Below are 15815 nucleotides of genomic sequence, written 5' to 3' on the forward strand. Positions count from 1 at the left end.
TCGAGAACGTTGAATTTGCCTACGATGTTGCTGTCTACGTACGTGCGCGGCTCTTCCAAGGCATATCGCACTCCGGCCTGGGCGGCCAGGTGGATCACGATGTCCGGCTGGCTCTCCTCGAACGCGAGACGAACACCGGTGGCGTCCTCGAGACGAGTCCTGCGGTGGGTGTAGGCGTCGCTGGCGCCCAGTTCGGCCAGGCGCGCCTCCTTCAGGGAGACGTCGTAGTAATCGGTCACCGCATCCAGCCCGAGGACGGTGTGACCGTCCTCGAGAAGGCGTTTGGACATGTGGTAGCCAATGAACCCAGCAGAGCCAGTCACCAAGACGCGCATGGACAGGATTCTCCCATCTCTCGATTGGTTGCTGTCCGGTTCCCCAACGATCAGAGCAGCCAGCGTGGGATTGCGCGTTACGCCTCAGCGCCGCAAGGCCCCGTCGATCAACCCGAGGTAGGCCAACGCACGCTCTCGCGCCGCAGGCCAGGAGCGCGCGGCGCGTACACCCTCGGCCACCCGTTCGTCGCGGCCGTGGTCCAGCGCCTGCGCAAGCGCGTCGGCGAGGGCGATCGGGTCCTCGGGGTCGGCGTAGTAGGGCACGTCGCCGGCCACGTTGCGTACGAAGTCCCGGTCGGAGGCGGCCAGGGGAGTGCCCGTGCGCAGCGCCTCCAGCGGGGTGACCGAGAACGTCTCCAGAAGACTGGGGAAGAACGAGGCGTCGCAGGATGAGTACAGGTGTCCCAGCTCGGTGACCTTCACCGGTCCCAGATTGACGCTGTGTGCGCGCGCGGCGGCGGGGAGTGCCTCCCACTCGTGCTCGGCGAGGGTCAGCACGAACCGGACCGGCCGCCCCAGCGCCGCCAGCCGGTCACCGACCGGACCCAGCACGGCGAGGTTCTTGTGCGGGTACCCGCGCGTGACGTACAGGACGTGGGGCAGGTCGTCGGAGCGCGTCAACGGCGACGGGGCCCACGTCTCGGGGCGCTCAAACACGCCGTGCGTCGTGTTCGGGACGACGTGCACCCTCTCCCGCGAGACGCCCCACCGTTCCACCAGCGCCCGCGCCATCACGTCCGTCTCCGTGACGATCGTGTCCGCGCGCGAGAAGCGGTGGCGGGAGACGGCCCGGCGTACGGCCTGACGCCATGCGCTGCGCCGCATCACCTCCGGCACCCGCTCGGGGAACAGCGACGTGCCGTCGGCGAACCCGACGATGCGGTGCCGTGCGCGCAGGGGGACGTACTCGGGCCCGAACAGGGTGAACGACACCTCCACCCGGGGCAGCCGCCGGGCCGCCACGTCCAGGCGAGCGTCGTGCTCGTGCACGTCCAGCGCTGCCGCCGTCTCGGGCCGCGTGTCCGCCAGCACAGCCGAGGAGGCCCGTACGACCAGGGCGCCGGCCAGCCACGGGAACGTCAGCAGGGCCTGCTCGTCCGTACGCAGGAACGCCAGCTCATCGAGGAACGACGACGCCACCTGGACGCCTCCGCCGACCCGGAGGTTGGCGGCGCTGATGAGCACGGTCACAGGGCCGGAGTCTAGGTTGCCCGGGGTCACGACGTACGTGGTCTCATGGGTGAGGTGGCGGGCAAGATCCGGCCAATGTGACTGCGCATCAGTACGAGCGGGTGAGCGGTCGGGCTCCGGGGGAGCGGGCCAGGTCGCTCAGGGGTGCGGCGGATGACATTTCTTGGTTTCCGGGGACGACCACGACGCCTGATGAGAGTGTGCGAGCCATGAAACGTGACACCCCAATTCTGGTTCATCCTGGCAAGCCCAGCGCCCGGAGTCTCCGCCTCCTGGCAGCGATGGGGGCTGTCGTCCTGCTGGTGACCGCGTGTGGCGGTGGGGGAGGGGAGGGAAACGCTGAGAAGTCGGCGGAGTCCACTCCGTCAGCAACCGAGGACGCGGAAACGTTCACGATCGCCAACCGCGAACAGTTTCTGGCGTCGGGCCCAGACTGCGAGGCCCTGTCGACGTGGTACGAGCACAACCCCCGCGACGAGGACGAGCAGACTGTGCGGCGACACCTCGAGGAGTGCGGCGAGCTACCGGAAGCCTTCGCCGACAACGGAAAGCTGCTCCTGAAGCTGCGCTCGGAGATCTTCGAGTCAACCGAGGTTGAGGGCAGTGACACTCGGAGCAACCTGCACAAGGCCATGGCTGCTGAGACCTGTTTCAACGCCCAGAACGGGGACCTGAGCCCGTACGACGTTGCCCTCGACGTGGACAACGGAGGCGGGGTGGCGACGGACACCACTGCCGTCCTTGACCTGGCAGCGGGGGTGTGCCCCGAGTACGCCGACGACCTGACGGTGTTCGCCTCCGACGATCTCATGGCATCCGTCGAAGCGCTGGAGGCCTTCGTTTCGAAGACGTGGCCCGATGCCTTGGCTGGTTCGGGGGAGCTGGTGGGCATGGCGCACCTCGTCTGCAAGGACGGTCCGGACCAGATCGAGATCGAAGCGACCAACATGGTCCTGGAGATGGGTCTCGCGGGAGGCGCGGCAGACAGCTTCCGCTCGTACGTGGAGAAGAATCTCTGCCGCTGAGACCCGGGATGCGCGCGCCCGAGCGAGCCCTCGTTCGGGCCTCGGTCTCGACAGGCTCGACCAGCGTGATCACGTCCAGCGAAATGCGCGACGGGCCCGTCAGCGGGTCCGTCGATCAGCTGCCGGTGTTGGTCATGCCGGCTTCGAGGGGACGCGGCGGCGGCGGATGGGTGGTCCGCCGCCGCCCGACCGCGCCAGGCGGGGGGAGTGCCCGGTCGCGGCCCCGGCCCCGTCCCCGAGGGGCCGGACTACCAGCTGCGCTTCTCCACGCCCGTGATCGGGTTCGCGCTGCTGCCGTTGCACGCTTCATCCATGTCGGTGAAGAAGTAGCTGTACGTCACGGTCGGGTTGACCGGGGCAAGTTGGCTGAAGGCGACGTTGGATGCCGGCGTCGCGGAGAACGACCACTTGGTGAAGGGGGCCGCCGCGTCGAGGTATCCGAGGGAGGCCGTCGCCTGCGAAACAGCGCTCTTCGTGACGCCCGCCTTGAGGGACAGCTGGTACTTGTGGCGTGTCCGGTTGCTCGCGTCCTGGAAGGGGCCGAGGTACGCCCACTCGAAGTTGGTACCCATCCCAGAGGTGAAGGAGGCGGCATTGACGTTGTGCTGCACCGGCCACTCGAACGTGTACGTCAGCTGGGTGACGGTGTACGGCCGGCCGCTCGGCGTCGAGCGCACGTAGAAGGCAGGCATGCCGCCGGTGCCTGTGCCGTTGGCGTTCGGGTTCGAGCCGAACGAGAGCGTGGTGGTTCCCGGCACTGGTCATTCCAGTCGAGCTGAAGAGGCCCAACACCACCGAGGAACTGTCCACGGGGTTGGTGCAGGTGGCTGGCGAGCTGGCAAACGCTGGGGCGGCGGTGACCAACGTGATCGCCGACACCGACCACGCGGCGCCCCTCGCGAGCTTCCGGCGATCGATTCCGACCGGGGTCCCGGTCGAGCTGTCGTGGTTCACGTCTGGTGTCCTTCTGTCTTCTCTGCGGATGGTCCTGGGCGGCCTTGCGCGGAGCGCGTGGCGATACCGCCCCATCCGTCCTACGTGTCAGCGGAAGAGGCATGACGCGATAGGGGCCACAACCCCCATCTCTGGAACCCGGAACCCCCAGCAGTGGGGGCCCGCCGCGCGCTGGGCGGCTCAAGGCGGGCCGTCAGCCACGGAACGCACCTCGAGGCCGTCCTCCACGGCACGCCGGTACAGAGCCACCTTGCTCGGTGCCGACCGGCCGACCTCGGTGTACTTCGCCCGGATCCTGCGGATGTGGTCGATCACGGTCTCGCGACTGACGAAGATGTGCTGGGCAACCTCCGCTGCCGTCAGACCTCCCGCGTACAGCGTCAGCACCTCCGCCTCCCGCGAGGTCAGCGAGGGCCGTACGACCCTGTCCAGGACCGCCGGCGCGGCCACCCCCGTCACGGCCGCCGTGCCACGGTTCAACGCTGCGCGGACCACCCGGGCCAGGACGGCGGGACTCTCCGACTTCCGAACAGCACCGGCAGCGCCGGCCGACAGGGCTTCGCGCACGAGACGCTGCGGGTGGGCATCGACGTGGACGAGCACGAGTGGCGCCGCCAGACGTCGCACCAGCGCGACGTTCTCGGCGGGCGTGCCCCCGGCCACCAGGCTGAGGTCCAGCAGCACGAGATCGAGCCGGACGTCCGTCTCGAGCAGATCCGCGACGCAGCTCGCCGTCACCGCCACATGGAGACCGTCCTGGGCGTTGAGGATGCTCGCCACCCCGAGGATCATCGCGGGATGGCCGTCGACGATCCCGATCCGGTGGCTCACGCCGGGGTGGGAGCGAGCAGAGGGGCGAGCGCCACGCTGAAGTGGACGCCCTCACGCTCCGCCGACCGGCACTCCCGCTCCGCTGCCACGGCGGCCGACAATGCGTCGGGGCACGGCCCAAGGACACCCAGGATGGTCCCGTCGGGGTGGCGGACGATGACGACGTGAGGGCGGCCCAGATCTCGCGTCCCCTCTCGCACCATCGTGTCGATCACGGCACGTACGGCCGCGTCGGACGCCGCGCCGTCGAAGCCTGGACATGGGATCACGGGGTCCTCCGTGGCAGAGCGTGGTGACCCACTCCACGTCGGAGTGAGTGGCAGGGCCGGAAGACCCCGTCACGAAGTGAGACCGAAGTGGTGCCGATGCATTACGAGCGATCCGGGTCAGGCTCCAGGATGAGCGTCCCCGTGCGCTCGCTGGCTCCGTCCCCCTGGCGGAGCGTTGCCGAGACCACGAGCCGGCTCCCTCCTACGCGGACCAGGTCTATGCCCAGATCCAGCGATGTCCCGTGCGCCCGGCGCGGCAACCTGCACGTGAGGACCCGGGCGGACCCCACGCACCTCCAGTGGCCGAACGTCGGGTTGGTGTGCACCGCGTGCCGGGCGACCCCCTCCAGCTCCAGTGTCATGCTCAGCGGCTCCAAAGACCGCTCTCGCGCGGCGGACGTCGCCACCAGCGGGACGCTCACGTGCACCCACCGGCCCGCTGAGGTTCCCAGGTCGGAGGCCGTCAACGAACCGACCCTGACCTCCGTCGGGGCCAGCGCGGCACCCGCCCCCGTGGACCGCGGGGCCGAGGGGACATCGACGGCTGGGCTGCTGTCCACCGGCCCCCGCGCCACCACGAGCGCCACCAGAGCAGCCGCAGCCCCTGCGCTTGCAAGTCCCGTCAGTACGCCGCGCAGCCGCGAAGCCGTACCGGGGCCTGACGGCGCCGGCGAGGGCGGCAAGGAGCCCGTGCCGGACAGCGTCACCAGGCCAGCGCCCGCAGGGAACAGCAGCGCTCCGAGCGTCGTGTTGACCTCCCGCAGCTCCGCCAGGACCTCCGTGCAGGACGCGCATCGCTCCAGGTGTTCCTCCACCCGACCGGCGTTGCGCGGACGCATCGCGCCACGGGCGTACTTCGGCAGGAGTGCCAACGTCTCGCGACACCCGGTGGCGGACGCGGCGTTGATGTGGTCGGCCAGGTACGCCTCCCGCAGTCCCTCCCGGGCCCGGTAGCTCAGTTGGGCCACAGCGTTGGGCCTCATGCCGAGACGGTCGCCGACCTCGGCGAGCGACTCCCCGTTCACCTCGGTGTGCCACAGCACCGTCCGCCACCGTTCCGGGAGAGCAGCGAAGGCCCTGGAGATCGCTCCGTTCTCCAGGCGCGCGTCGACCTCGTCCTCGTGGTGCTCCAGCAGCTCGTCGTCGAAATCGGCGACGGGCACCGTGCGGGTCATACGCAGCCGATCGACGTTGAGGCTCCGCACCGTCGTCAGCAAGTAGGCGCGGAACGCCACCTGCGGCCCCTTGCCCCGGGCCATCAGGGCAGCCACCTTGGCGAACGCCTCGGCTGCGAGGTCCTCGCCGTGGCTCGGCCCGGCGAGACGCGTGGCCAGCGCCACGGCGACAGGGTGGTGCCTCCGGAAGAGCTCGTCCACGGCTCCGGAGTGCCCGGCCCGTGCCGCAGCGATCAGGGTGTGCTCCTCCGCCTCTACGAGAGAGCCGGACAGGGCGTCGGGTTGATGACTCATGGACCTCTCCGACTCTCAGGACGGGCGTGGGCGGTCCGGGTCGGCCCACGGGGCATGCGCAACCGGACTGTTGAGGCACCCATGGGACGATGGGAGAGGTCCGGGCGAGATGTCGTCCCCCGTCTGTGGGGGACCAGCCCGACGGGCACCCCCCGGACTGGGGGAAGAGGTGGCCGCGGGCCGACCCGTCGTGTTCCGTCGCAGTTCCGGGTGACGCTCCCGGTGGCCGACGACCGACGGAAGTGAACCCATGACTGCTGACTCTCGCCTCCGCGACGGCCCGCCCGTGAACGGTGCGTTCGGACTCCGGGCCGGGGAGGCGTCGTCGGCACCTCGGATCGTTCTCGGTGCGGTGGCGCTGGCTGGCGTGATCGCGGTCCTGCCTGCCGTACCCGCCGCCGGTGCGCCCTGGGGTGCGGGGAACGCAGTGATCAGCGTCATGGTCGGGGGCGACCGAGAGGGCAGCGCCGTCCGCGGCGTCCAGGGGGTCCGGCTGCGCCTGTACGGGTCGGGGACACCCTCCACGGCTGACGGTCAGCAGGGGGAGGTTGGCGAGTCGTACGACCCGCGGTGGAGGTGGGTCACCTGTGTCTCGGACGCCGCGGGGGAGTGCACCTTCGAGATTCCCGTGCGAGACGGCGGGCAGCCGGACGCGACGGGAGTGGAGCCCGACACCAGGTTCTGGGTGGTCCAGGACGGCGACGCTCCGCAGGGCTGGTACGCCAACCCTGCCGTACGGCTCGGCGACGCCTCGGCGACCCGAGCGAGCAGCTGGGAGTACCGGTTCCGGACCTTCAGGGAGCTGCGCCCCGGCACCGTCTACCGCTCGACCGGCACGTTCGGGCCCACCGGCGCAACCTTTTCGGACTGGGACGAGGCTGACCCCGACACGGGGTTCATGCGAGCGGTACCAGAACCCGGCGCGAGCCCACGTCCGGCGTACGCAGGCACCGTCAGCCGGACCACCGGGCTGTGGAGCCAGTCGAGGCGAAACCCGAAGCTGAGCGCCGGCTGCGAGCTGGACGTCGCTGTCCTCACCGATCTCTCCGGATCACTCGGCGTCAGCGGGGTCGCCTCCGCGAGAGCCGCGATGGACGACTTCATCGACGCTCTGAGGGGCACCCCGGCACGGGTCGCGAGCTTCTCCTTCTCCTCCGGGAGTCCCGCGACGGGCGGGAGCAACCACCCCGACCTGCTGCCCGTGGCCACGCCCTCGCAGGCCCGCGCAGCCAAGGCTCGGTACGCGTCGTGGGCCCCCGGGGGTGCCACCAACTGGGACGCAGGACTGGCGACGGTCGCCGGGGCCGACGCCGACTACGACCTCGTGGTCGTGTTGACCGACGGGAACCCGACGGTGGCGCGGGATGCGGCCGGGGACGGGGCACTCTCCTCCTACCAGGACCTCGATCACGGCATCTTCTCCGCCAACGCATTGAAGGCCTCGGGTACCCGGATCGTCGCCGTCGGGGTGGGCCCCGGGGTTGCCTCCCCGGCCACCGCCGCCAACCTGCGCGCCATCTCCGGCGAGAACGCGGGCGTCGACTACGTACAGTCCGGCGACTGGAGAGAGGCGGTCTCCGCCCTGCGGGGCCTCGCGGACACGTCCTGCACGAGCAGCCTGACGGTCACGGCGCGCACGGTGGAGGACTCCGCGGACGTCGTGAGGGGCATGACCGCTGCGCAGCTCGCCGCCGTCTCCACCCCCGCTCGCGGGTACGCCGTCAGCGCCTCCACCTCGACACAGGGAGTCTCCCTCGGGTCCCGCGGCACACGCGTGACGGGGGCTGGGGGCAGAACGACGTTCGCGCTGTCCTTCGACCCCTCCGTGACCGCCGGCCGCGTGGAGGTCACAGGCCCGGGCCGCGGAACAGAGGTCGTGCAGGTCGACGGTGCTGACGCCGTCTGCACAAGCACGCGGAACGGGGCCCGGGTGCCCGTGACGAACGCCAGGGGAGCCCAGGGCCCGGGCTTCAGTGTCCGCGTGGACCGGTCCGGTCCCGTGCGGTGCGTGGTCTACGTCCGTCCGACCCGGCACAGTCCCGACCGCGCCCGCACCGTCAGTGTGGAGAAGACCGCCGTTCCCGCGTCCGGCAGCGACGTGGTGGACGGCCAGGAGGTGAGCTACCTGCTCACCTTCCGCAATACGGCCACGTCCCCGCGAGCCGTCGGGTTCGTCGACCACCTCGATGGCGTCCTCGACGACGCCGTCCTCGTCAGCTCTCCCGCGCTCGACGGCCCGGGCCACGGGCTCAGCGTCTCGCCGCTGGAGGAAGGCGCCTTCAGCGTCACCGGCACCCAGGCGCCGGGCTCCGTCGTGCGCATCCGGTACGCCGTACGGGTGCACGTCACCGGACACGGCGACGACCACCTCCTCAACGTCGTGACCCGCAGGGGTGGGACACCGTCGTCGACGTGCTTCGCCCGGGCGCGGGCGTGTACCACCCACCCGGTACGCACGACCCCACCGGCCACCGGTGGTGCGCAGCCCTCGGACGTCGCCGGGGACGAGCAGGCCCACCCCCCGCTCCCGCGGGCCGGGGGTGGGGCCCTGTGGATGGTGCCGGCCGCAGGCGCACTGCTCGTGTACGCCGTCCGCGGCGCGTACTGGATCGGGCGCCGCGGACGCCGGCACCGCTGAGAGCCGCGGTCAGGCGGCTGAGCTCACCGCAGGTCCTTCAGCACGCCAGCCTTGAGCCGCTCGAACTCGTCAGCGGTGATCGCACCCGCATCAAGCAGTGCCTGTGCCTGCGCGATCTCCGTGGCCGGACCGCCAGCCACGGAGCGGATGTAGTCGTCCGCTGCGGCCTTGACGAGCTGCTCCTGACGGGCGGCGCGGGCTGCCATGCCGGCACCCCGCAGGACGAGGTAGACCAGAGCCGTGAGGAAGGGCAGGAAGACGAGGAAGACCAGCCAGACGGCCTTCTTGGCGCCGCCCATCTCGCGATCGCGGAAGAGGTCCGAGATGATGCTGAACAGGGCCATCAGGTATGCCAGGAACGCGAACGCGGTGATGGCCCACCAGAGGGTGTCCCAAATCGAGGACCAGTAGTCGGGCATGGCAAGACTCCTTGGGTAGGGGGTGCCCGAGGCGCCTGGGGCGCCGGTGTTCGGGCGCGATGAGGCGACCCAGCTCGCAAGCTGGGGCGGCACCCTCACGGTAGGGAGCACTCGCTGCGGTGGGTACCCCCACTGCTGGGGGTTCTTCCCGGGCTAGGAGTCGGCTGTCGGAGACAGGTCCCCTCCGGCGCCGAAGGTGAGCCGTGAGGTGGAACCGTTCCTGGTCAGGACCAGCGTGGTGTCGCTCTCGGCCCCGGGGGGCCGTCGCAGCACGACGGCCCCCGCGTCGCTGCCGTCGATGGCGGCCGCCAGGTCGGCACTGAGCTCCGGGCCCGGTGCGGAGGCCCCCTCGACCAGGAGGGTGACGGTCACACCGCGGGCTCGCGCCCGCTCCACCGCGGCGACCACGGAGGGCTCCTGGAACTGCGGATGGGTGATCCGGTCGCGCAACGTCGCCTCGAGGACCGAGGCGTCGTGCGCGAGCGCGTCGTCGATGACCTCGCCGGACGCAAGGCCAGCCAGCACGGGTGCGGCCTGCCGCCGTACCTCAGACATCTCGGCACGGTGTGACGCCGTCGCCTCCTGCTCGGCACGCAACTGCGCCTCGGTCCGCGCGACCACCGCGTGGTGCACCCGCTCGCGTCGCAGCATCGCCACCAGCACCACTCGCCACAGGGTGCCGAGGACCAGCGCGGTGGCTGGCACCAGCACCAAGGCGGCGATCGCGGAGGTGGGCTGTGCGGTGAACGCACTCCACACGCCCGCGCCGACGACCAGCCCGGCCCCCGTCCCCAGCCCCGCCACCGGGTTGCCCCGAGCGACGAGCAGCGCGGCCAGGTACGAGGCGAAGTTGAAGAGGCGGGTCTCACCGCTCCACACCTGACCGGTCAGCACGGACGCGCCGCTCACCGCCGCGCAGGCCACCACGGCGGCCGCCCAGCGAGGTGACAGCTTGCGCTGAACAGGGTGGGTGAGACACAAGGCTCCCAGCAGGGCCGCCGCGAAGCCCACGACCACTGCCGGGGTCGGGGCCGGCACCTGGGCGTCCAGCACGGCCCCGAACAGGCTCGCTACCCAGCCGGCCAGCAGCGCCGCGCGCGCCATCGGCGTGGCCAGGCCAGCGCCGCCCAGCGGGTCAGGTCTCACCTCGGCCACGTCAGGGTCACCTCCGTCCCGGCGCCGGGGGAGGAGAGCACGTCGGCGGAGCCACCGAGGTCCCGCATCCGCTCGAGGATGCTGGAGCGGATCCCGAGCCGTGCCTCGTCCCCGTGCGTCTCTGCAAACCCGCGCCCGTCGTCGATGACCCGCACGACGAAACGCGGCGTGTCGATCGGTCCGTCCACCCGGAGGTTCACCCTCACCGTGGTCGCCCGGGCGTGCCGGTCGGCGTTGCGCAGGGCCTCGGCCATCGCCCGACCCATCCCGTCGACCACACGCAGCGGCACCTCGGCCCCGCGGATCGGCGCGGAGACGGACAACTCGACGTGCGGAGCGGTCCGTACGGCGTGCGCAGCCAGGGAGTCCAGAGCGGAGCGTTCGTCCACGGTCGCCTCCCCTGACGCCGCGGGCTCCGCGCCCTCCGTCGCCAGCGCCAGGACGTCCAGAGCGTGGGCCGCGGCTCCGGTGAGCGCCGCGGGAGGGGAGCCTCGGAAGTAGCGCGCGGCGATGAGCACCGACAGCACTTCGTCGTGCACCACGCCACGAAGCTCCCTCTGTCGCTGTGCGCGAGCCTCGGCGTGGACCTGTCGCTCGTGAGCCTCCCGTGCCGCCTCCTCGGCGACCGACAGGGACATCAGCCTGTGCCGCACCCCCACGAAGATCGCGACGAACGCCACGTTGCCCACGTGGACGGGCGTCACCGCCAGCACCGTGTGAGGCACGTGACCGAGGAACGCCCACGCCGAGGCCGACACGGAGACCGCGGAGACGAGCAGCGCAGCGACGGCCCATCGGGCGGGCAGCACCACCACCAGCAGCGTGATCGCGGCCGCCTCCAAGGACCACACCCACGGCAGAACCTCGGGATCGGGGCCGATGAAGGCCCCGAAGCTGGTGAGCTGGAGGAGCAGCGAGGCCGTCGGTACGGCGACACAGAGCCGGCGGACGAGGCCGACCGGCATGAACCAGCCGAGCAGGCCGATCACGCACATCGCAACGACGGTGGCCACCCCCGCCCAGTACCACCCTGGCGCGAACAGGGTGCGCTGCTCGGCGATCACGCCCACGCGGCTCCCGATCATGACCAGGCCACCCAACGCGATCAGGCAGGCAAGCCGCCTGTCGACGCGCTCGAGCGGTGTCACGGTCGGGGGGAGCCGTCGCGTGGTGCCACGTCCAGACCGTCCTCGACAGCGCGACGAAACAGATCCACCTTGGTGGGTGCCGGGCGGTCGACCTCGGCGTACTTCGTCCGGATGCGGCGGATGTGGTCGATCACCGTCTCACGGCTGATGAAGAGCAGCTGCGCCACCCGTTCCGCCGTCTCGCCCGAGGCGTACAGGCTCAGCACCTCGGCCTCCCGGGCGCTGAGCTGGGCCTTGACGAAGGCGGAGTCGTGGTCGAGCGCGGCAGCCCACTCCGGGGTCGCGGCCGTCTCGCCGCCGAGCGCAGCGCGGACGGCCGCCACCAGCGCGACCGGGTCCTCGGACTTGCGCACCATGCCGAGGGCCCCCGCACGGCTCGCCTCCCGCACGAGCTCGGGGCGGTCGCCAGCGGTGTACACGAGCACCTGAGGGGTCAGCGTGCGGTGGATGAGGCGCACGTTCTCGCCCGGTGTCGACCGGTCAGCGAGCTGGAGGTCGAGCAGGACGAGGTCGAGGGGGATCTCGGCGTCGATCAGTTCGCGGACGGTTCCAGCCGTGGCCGCGACGAGAAGCCCGCGCTGTGCGTTGAGGATGCTGGCCACGCCCAGCGACACGGCTGGGTGGTCATCAACGATGCCGATGGTGTTCTTCATCTGCGACTTTCGCTCAGCCGAGAGGTCCCTTGCGAATATAGCGACCGCTGACTCCAGGGGTGAGCAGTTTGACCGCTGGCTGCGGCGACGGAGGCTGGCCGCGTGGTCGCGACAGGCTCGACCAGCGGAGGGCTCAGCCCACGAGGGTCACGGCGTGCAGTAGACGTTGACCGTCGGCGGGTTCAGGATCACGTCGTCGTTGACCGTGCTGACACCGGCGGCCGTGTGGCGGCGCGGCAGGGTCAGCTTGTAGTTGATGGTGATCGTGCGGGACGTCCCGGCGGTGCCGCCGAGGGTGACCGGGGCGGAGGGGCCGTATGACGCCACCGTGCTGTGGCCGCCCGAGCCGCTCGCGAGGTGCAGGACGTAGCCCGAGGCGCGCAAGCTCGCGTCGCTGCTCGCCATCGCGCCGTACGTCGTGGCGTTGGCGTTGGCGGGCAGGTAGACGGCGGCGTCGGCGTTGGCCGCGGTGCCCTTGCGTTGGTGGCCCAGCCGGGCCAGCGGGTGCACGATGCCGTTGTCGACCAGCTCGACGTCGACGAGCTGACGCTCGGTCCACTGAGGGTTGGAACCGGAGTTGCCGTACCCGAACTTCAGGGTGCCCGCGACGTCGACGACCCCAGGGCCGTCCATCGTGAAGTTGTACGAGACGGTCACGACGGCGGGCGCGCTCTGGCTGTTGTTGTTGGCGAACGAGATGAACGAACCGTCGGGCTCGTTGGTCCGGCCCGGCCCCTGCGTACCGGTCCCGTTGAACCACTGGGCCTCGTTGGCGGAGATGAACTGGCCGCCGTACGTCCCGCGCTTCAGCCAACCCGTGTTGCCGCTATTGGCGATCGCGCCCGAGGTCGTCGACCAGGTCGCGAACGTCGCGGTGACGGTCGAGCAGACCGGCTCCAGAGGTGTCGCGGCGAACGCCGGCACGGCACTGGCGGCAGTGACCGCTGGGAGGGCCCACGCGGCGGTGCGCAGGACCGTACGACGGTTCAGGTCCCTTGCCGACGGGGTTCCCTCGTGGGCCGATCGGTCGGGGGATCCTTCGAACATGCAGGTGCTCCTGGGACGAGATGGTGGGGCGGGCGCCGCCGACGATCCCGAGTGGCGTGTGGAGCGCTGATCAGCCACCCAAAGTACCGGGAGCGCCGACGGCATGGCCGAAACGACGGGATACGCAGCGTGAGGTGGGGCACATGCCGGCACCGTCTGCCGAGCAAGTGCCCGTGTTGACGATGCCGGCGCAGTTGGTCACGCCGGTCCGGGGGGACCTGGTGAGAACAGGTGCCGCCCGCGCGCCAGGAACCTATCCTGAGAGCGGGCACACCCGCCCCGTTCTGAGGAGGACACCAGTGACTGACAAGACAGTCGATCCTGAGCTCGACGAGATGGGCCCCGTCGACTACATGGTGATCGAGTTCGATCAGGACCGCGTCACCGGTGAGGCGTTCGGCCACCTGGTGGGGCTCGTGGACGGTGGCATCGTCCGCATCCTCGACCTGGCCTTCCTGGCCCGCGACGAGCAGGGCACGCTCACCGCCGTCGAGCTGCGCGACGTCGACGGCGACGGCGTCCTCGACCTCACCGTCTTCGAGGGCGTCTCGTCCGGTCTGCTCGACGCCGACGACCTGAACGACGCCGCCAGCGTCATCGAGGCGGGCAAGTCCGCCTGCGTCATCGTGTACGAGAACCTCTGGGCCGCACCTCTGGCCACGGCACTCCGTCGAGGCGGAGCGCAGCTGGTCGCCAGCGGTCGTGTTCCCGTCCAGGCCCTCCTCGCCGCGGCCGAGGCCGCAGCGGGCTGACCCCGCCACCCCCGAGCCACAGGAGAAGACCATGCCAGGACTACTTCGAGGTGTCGCCCGTACCGCGGTCATCGCCGGTACCGCGACCGCCGTGTCGAACAACGTCTCTCGCCGCCAGGCCGGCCGCTGGGCCCAGCAGGCGCAGCGGGAGGCGTACCCGGCCGCCCCTGCGCCGGTGGCCCCTGCCCCGGTGGCCGCCCCCGCCCCCGTCGCGCCGGCTTCCGTCGCCGACATGGACGAACGTATCGCCCAGCTCACCCAGCTCGCCGCGCTCAAGGAGCAGGGTGTGCTCACCGACGCGGAGTTCGCGGCCCAGAAGGCGCTGGTCCTCGGCGGCTGAGCGCATCGTCGACCTACGGGACCAGCGAAATGCACGACGGGCCCGACCAGCTGATCGCTGGTCGAGCCCGTCAGTGGGTCAGCTGCCGGTGTTGATCATGCCGGCGCCGACGGTGACGCCGGTGGCCTCGTCGATCAGGATGAACGAGCCGGTGGTGCGGTTCTTCGAGTACGGGTCGCACAGCAGCGGCACGGTGGTGCGCAGCTGGACGCGGCCGATCTCGTTGAGGCCGAGCTCCTTGGTCTCCTGGTCGCGGTGCAGGGTGTTGATGTCCAGGCGGTACTGGATGTCCTTCACCAGCGCGCGGCCCGAGCGGGTCGTGTGCTTGATGGCGAGCTTCTGGCGCGGCCGCAGGGGCTCGTTGGTCATCCAGCAGACCATCGCGTCGATGTCTTGGGACGGCTTGGGCGCGTTGTTGACGCGGGCGATCATGTCGCCGCGGCTCACGTCCACGTCGTCGGTGAGGCGGACCGTGACCGACATCGGCGGGAACGCCTGGTCGACCTCGGAGTCGAACAGGTCGATCGACTCGATCGTGCTCGTCATGCCCGAGGGCAGGACGACGACCTCGTCGCCCTTCTTCAGCACGCCACCGGCCACCTGGCCGGCGTAGCCGCGGTAGTCGTGGTACTCGTCCGAGTGCGGGCGGACCACGTACTGAACGGGGAAGCGGACGTCGACCAGGTCGCGGTCGGAGGCCACGTGCACGTGCTCGAGGTGGTGCATGAGGGTCGGGCCCTCGTACCACGGGGTGTTCTCGGAGCGGTTGACGACGTTGTCACCCTTGAGCGCGGAGATCGGGATGATCTCCAGGTCGGGGATGTTGAGCTTCGTCGCGAACTGCGTGAACTCGGCCTTGATGTCCTCGTAGATCTTCTCGTCCCAGTCGACGAGGTCCATCTTGTTGATGGCCAGCACCAGGTGCGGGACCCGCAGCAGCGACAGGATCACCGCGTGGCGGCGCGACTGCTCGGTCAGACCGTTGCGGGCGTCGACCAGCACCAGGCCCAGGTCGGCGGTGGAGGCACCGGTGACCATGTTGCGGGTGTACTGGATGTGGCCGGGGGTGTCGGCGATGATGAACTTGCGGGTCGGGGTCGCGAAGTAGCGGTACGCCACGTCGATCGTGATGCCCTGCTCGCGCTCCGAACGCAGACCGTCGGTCAGCAGCGACAGGTCGACGTAGTCGTGACCCTTCGCCTCGGAGGTGGCCTCCACGGCCTCGAGCTGGTCGGCGAAGATCGACTTGCTGTCGTACAGCAGACGACCGATGAGGGTCGACTTGCCGTCGTCCACCGAACCGGCGGTGGCGAAGCGGAGCAGGTCCATCTGCGGCTTCTGCGTGGTCTCGACAAGCTCGACCGGCGAAACGGTGCTCATCAGAAGTAGCCCTCCTTCTTGCGGTCCTCCATGGCAGCCTCGGAGAACCGGTCGTCACCACGGGTCGCGCCACGCTCGGTCAGACGCGCCACCGAGATCTCCTCGATGATCTCGTCCAGGGTGCTCGCCTTGGACTCCACGCAACCGGTCAGCGTCATGTCGCCACACGTACGGAACCGGACCGTACGCTCCTCGACGACCTCGCCGCT

15 protein-coding genes and 1 pseudogene are annotated in these 15815 nt (G+C 70.4%); 4 read left to right on the forward strand and 12 right to left on the reverse strand.

All coding sequences use genetic code 11. The features are described 5' to 3' along the window. On the reverse strand, nucleotides 1-335 hold a 335-nt coding region (locus tag ACI379_RS03775; protein ID WP_439790728.1), incomplete at its 3' end, for a GDP-mannose 4,6-dehydratase. 84 nt (nucleotides 336-419) lie between these two features. Further along, the gene (locus tag ACI379_RS03780; RefSeq protein WP_439790729.1) at nucleotides 420-1526 is read right to left on the reverse strand and encodes a glycosyltransferase; all 1107 of its coding nucleotides are present in this window, start codon (nucleotides 1524-1526) and stop codon (nucleotides 420-422) included. A gap of 209 nt (nucleotides 1527-1735) precedes the next feature. On the opposite strand from ACI379_RS03780, the gene ACI379_RS03785 reads away from it, so the two are divergent. Beyond that, entirely contained in the window at nucleotides 1736-2551 is an 816-nt protein-coding gene (locus tag ACI379_RS03785; protein WP_439790730.1) for a hypothetical protein, read from the forward strand. A 248-nt stretch (nucleotides 2552-2799) separates the two neighbouring features. Here the strand turns inward: ACI379_RS03785 and ACI379_RS03790 are convergent, their stop codons facing one another. From ACI379_RS03790 to ACI379_RS03800, 3 genes are all read right to left on the reverse strand, one after another. Continuing rightward, on the reverse strand, nucleotides 2800-3309 hold the full coding sequence (locus tag ACI379_RS03790) for a hypothetical protein (RefSeq protein ID WP_439790731.1): 510 nt from the start codon (nucleotides 3307-3309) through the stop codon (nucleotides 2800-2802). Between the two features lie 376 nt (nucleotides 3310-3685). After that, nucleotides 3686-4336: a response regulator transcription factor gene (locus tag ACI379_RS03795; protein WP_439790732.1), complete on the reverse strand. Its 651-nt coding sequence runs from the start codon at nucleotides 4334-4336 to the stop codon at nucleotides 3686-3688. A 370-nt stretch (nucleotides 4337-4706) separates the two neighbouring features. Further along, nucleotides 4707-6074, reverse strand: a complete 1368-nt coding sequence (locus ACI379_RS03800) for a sigma-70 family RNA polymerase sigma factor (protein ID WP_439790733.1) — start codon at nucleotides 6072-6074, stop codon at nucleotides 4707-4709. Nucleotides 6075-6324: 250 nt separating this feature from the next. Here ACI379_RS03800 and ACI379_RS03805 point away from each other — a divergent pair, with 250 nt between their 5' ends. After that, the gene (locus ACI379_RS03805; protein WP_439790734.1) at nucleotides 6325-8712 is read left to right on the forward strand and encodes a vWA domain-containing protein; all 2388 of its coding nucleotides are present in this window, start codon (nucleotides 6325-6327) and stop codon (nucleotides 8710-8712) included. A 23-nt stretch (nucleotides 8713-8735) separates the two neighbouring features. On the opposite strand, the gene ACI379_RS03810 is transcribed toward ACI379_RS03805, so the two are convergent. The 5 genes from ACI379_RS03810 to ACI379_RS03830 all read right to left on the reverse strand — a co-directional run bounded on the left by ACI379_RS03810 (nucleotide 8736) and on the right by ACI379_RS03830 (nucleotide 13134). Continuing rightward, nucleotides 8736-9131: an SHOCT domain-containing protein gene (locus ACI379_RS03810; protein WP_439790735.1), complete on the reverse strand. Its 396-nt coding sequence runs from the start codon at nucleotides 9129-9131 to the stop codon at nucleotides 8736-8738. A 153-nt stretch (nucleotides 9132-9284) separates the two neighbouring features. Then, nucleotides 9285-10277 (reverse strand): hypothetical protein, encoded by a 993-nt coding sequence (locus ACI379_RS03815; RefSeq protein WP_439790736.1) that lies wholly within the window; start codon nucleotides 10275-10277, stop codon nucleotides 9285-9287. Beyond that, entirely contained in the window at nucleotides 10274-11371 is a 1098-nt protein-coding gene (locus ACI379_RS03820; RefSeq protein WP_439790737.1) for a sensor histidine kinase, read from the reverse strand. The genes ACI379_RS03815 and ACI379_RS03820 overlap by 4 nt, the downstream gene beginning before the upstream one ends. Before the next feature lie 59 nt (nucleotides 11372-11430). Continuing rightward, the gene (locus ACI379_RS03825; protein ID WP_439790738.1) at nucleotides 11431-12087 is read right to left on the reverse strand and encodes a response regulator transcription factor; all 657 of its coding nucleotides are present in this window, start codon (nucleotides 12085-12087) and stop codon (nucleotides 11431-11433) included. Nucleotides 12088-12234: 147 nt separating this feature from the next. Beyond that, a complete protein-coding gene (locus tag ACI379_RS03830) occupies nucleotides 12235-13134 on the reverse strand; it encodes a hypothetical protein (RefSeq protein WP_439790739.1) in 900 nt (299 codons plus the stop codon). Nucleotides 13135-13433: 299 nt separating this feature from the next. On the opposite strand from ACI379_RS03830, the gene ACI379_RS03835 reads away from it, so the two are divergent. Beyond that, nucleotides 13434-13886 (forward strand): DUF6325 family protein, encoded by a 453-nt coding sequence (locus tag ACI379_RS03835; protein WP_439790740.1) that lies wholly within the window; start codon nucleotides 13434-13436, stop codon nucleotides 13884-13886. A gap of 31 nt (nucleotides 13887-13917) precedes the next feature. Next, on the forward strand, nucleotides 13918-14226 hold the full coding sequence (locus ACI379_RS03840; RefSeq protein WP_439790741.1) for an SHOCT domain-containing protein: 309 nt from the start codon (nucleotides 13918-13920) through the stop codon (nucleotides 14224-14226). A gap of 78 nt (nucleotides 14227-14304) precedes the next feature. Here the strand turns inward: ACI379_RS03840 and cysN are convergent, their stop codons facing one another. Continuing rightward, nucleotides 14305-15606: a sulfate adenylyltransferase subunit CysN gene (cysN, locus tag ACI379_RS03845; RefSeq protein ID WP_439790742.1), complete on the reverse strand. Its 1302-nt coding sequence runs from the start codon at nucleotides 15604-15606 to the stop codon at nucleotides 14305-14307. Next, nucleotides 15606-15815, reverse strand: a pseudogene (locus ACI379_RS03850) (sulfate adenylyltransferase subunit CysD); the annotation flags it as partial. The pseudogene ACI379_RS03850 and the gene cysN, both read right to left, overlap by 1 nt.

This window comes from Nocardioides sp., from assembly GCF_051876515.1.
In the GTDB taxonomy this organism is placed as follows: Bacteria; Actinomycetota; Actinomycetes; order Propionibacteriales; family Nocardioidaceae; genus Nocardioides.

Coding starts and splice junctions, on each gene's coding strand:
- ACI379_RS03785 (WP_439790730.1), top strand. CDS start 1,736: ATGAAACGTGACACCCCAATTCTGGTTCATCCTGGCAAGCCCAGCGCC.
- ACI379_RS03830 (WP_439790739.1), bottom strand. CDS start 13,134: ATGTTCGAAGGATCCCCCGACCGATCGGCCCACGAGGGAACCCCGTCG.
- ACI379_RS03820 (WP_439790737.1), bottom strand. CDS start 11,371: ATGATCGGGAGCCGCGTGGGCGTGATCGCCGAGCAGCGCACCCTGTTC.
- ACI379_RS03810 (WP_439790735.1), bottom strand. CDS start 9,131: ATGCCCGACTACTGGTCCTCGATTTGGGACACCCTCTGGTGGGCCATC.
- ACI379_RS03805 (WP_439790734.1), top strand. CDS start 6,325: ATGACTGCTGACTCTCGCCTCCGCGACGGCCCGCCCGTGAACGGTGCG.
- ACI379_RS03825 (WP_439790738.1), bottom strand. CDS start 12,087: ATGAAGAACACCATCGGCATCGTTGATGACCACCCAGCCGTGTCGCTG.
- ACI379_RS03840 (WP_439790741.1), top strand. CDS start 13,918: ATGCCAGGACTACTTCGAGGTGTCGCCCGTACCGCGGTCATCGCCGGT.
- cysN (WP_439790742.1), bottom strand. CDS start 15,606: ATGAGCACCGTTTCGCCGGTCGAGCTTGTCGAGACCACGCAGAAGCCG.
- ACI379_RS03800 (WP_439790733.1), bottom strand. CDS start 6,074: ATGAGTCATCAACCCGACGCCCTGTCCGGCTCTCTCGTAGAGGCGGAG.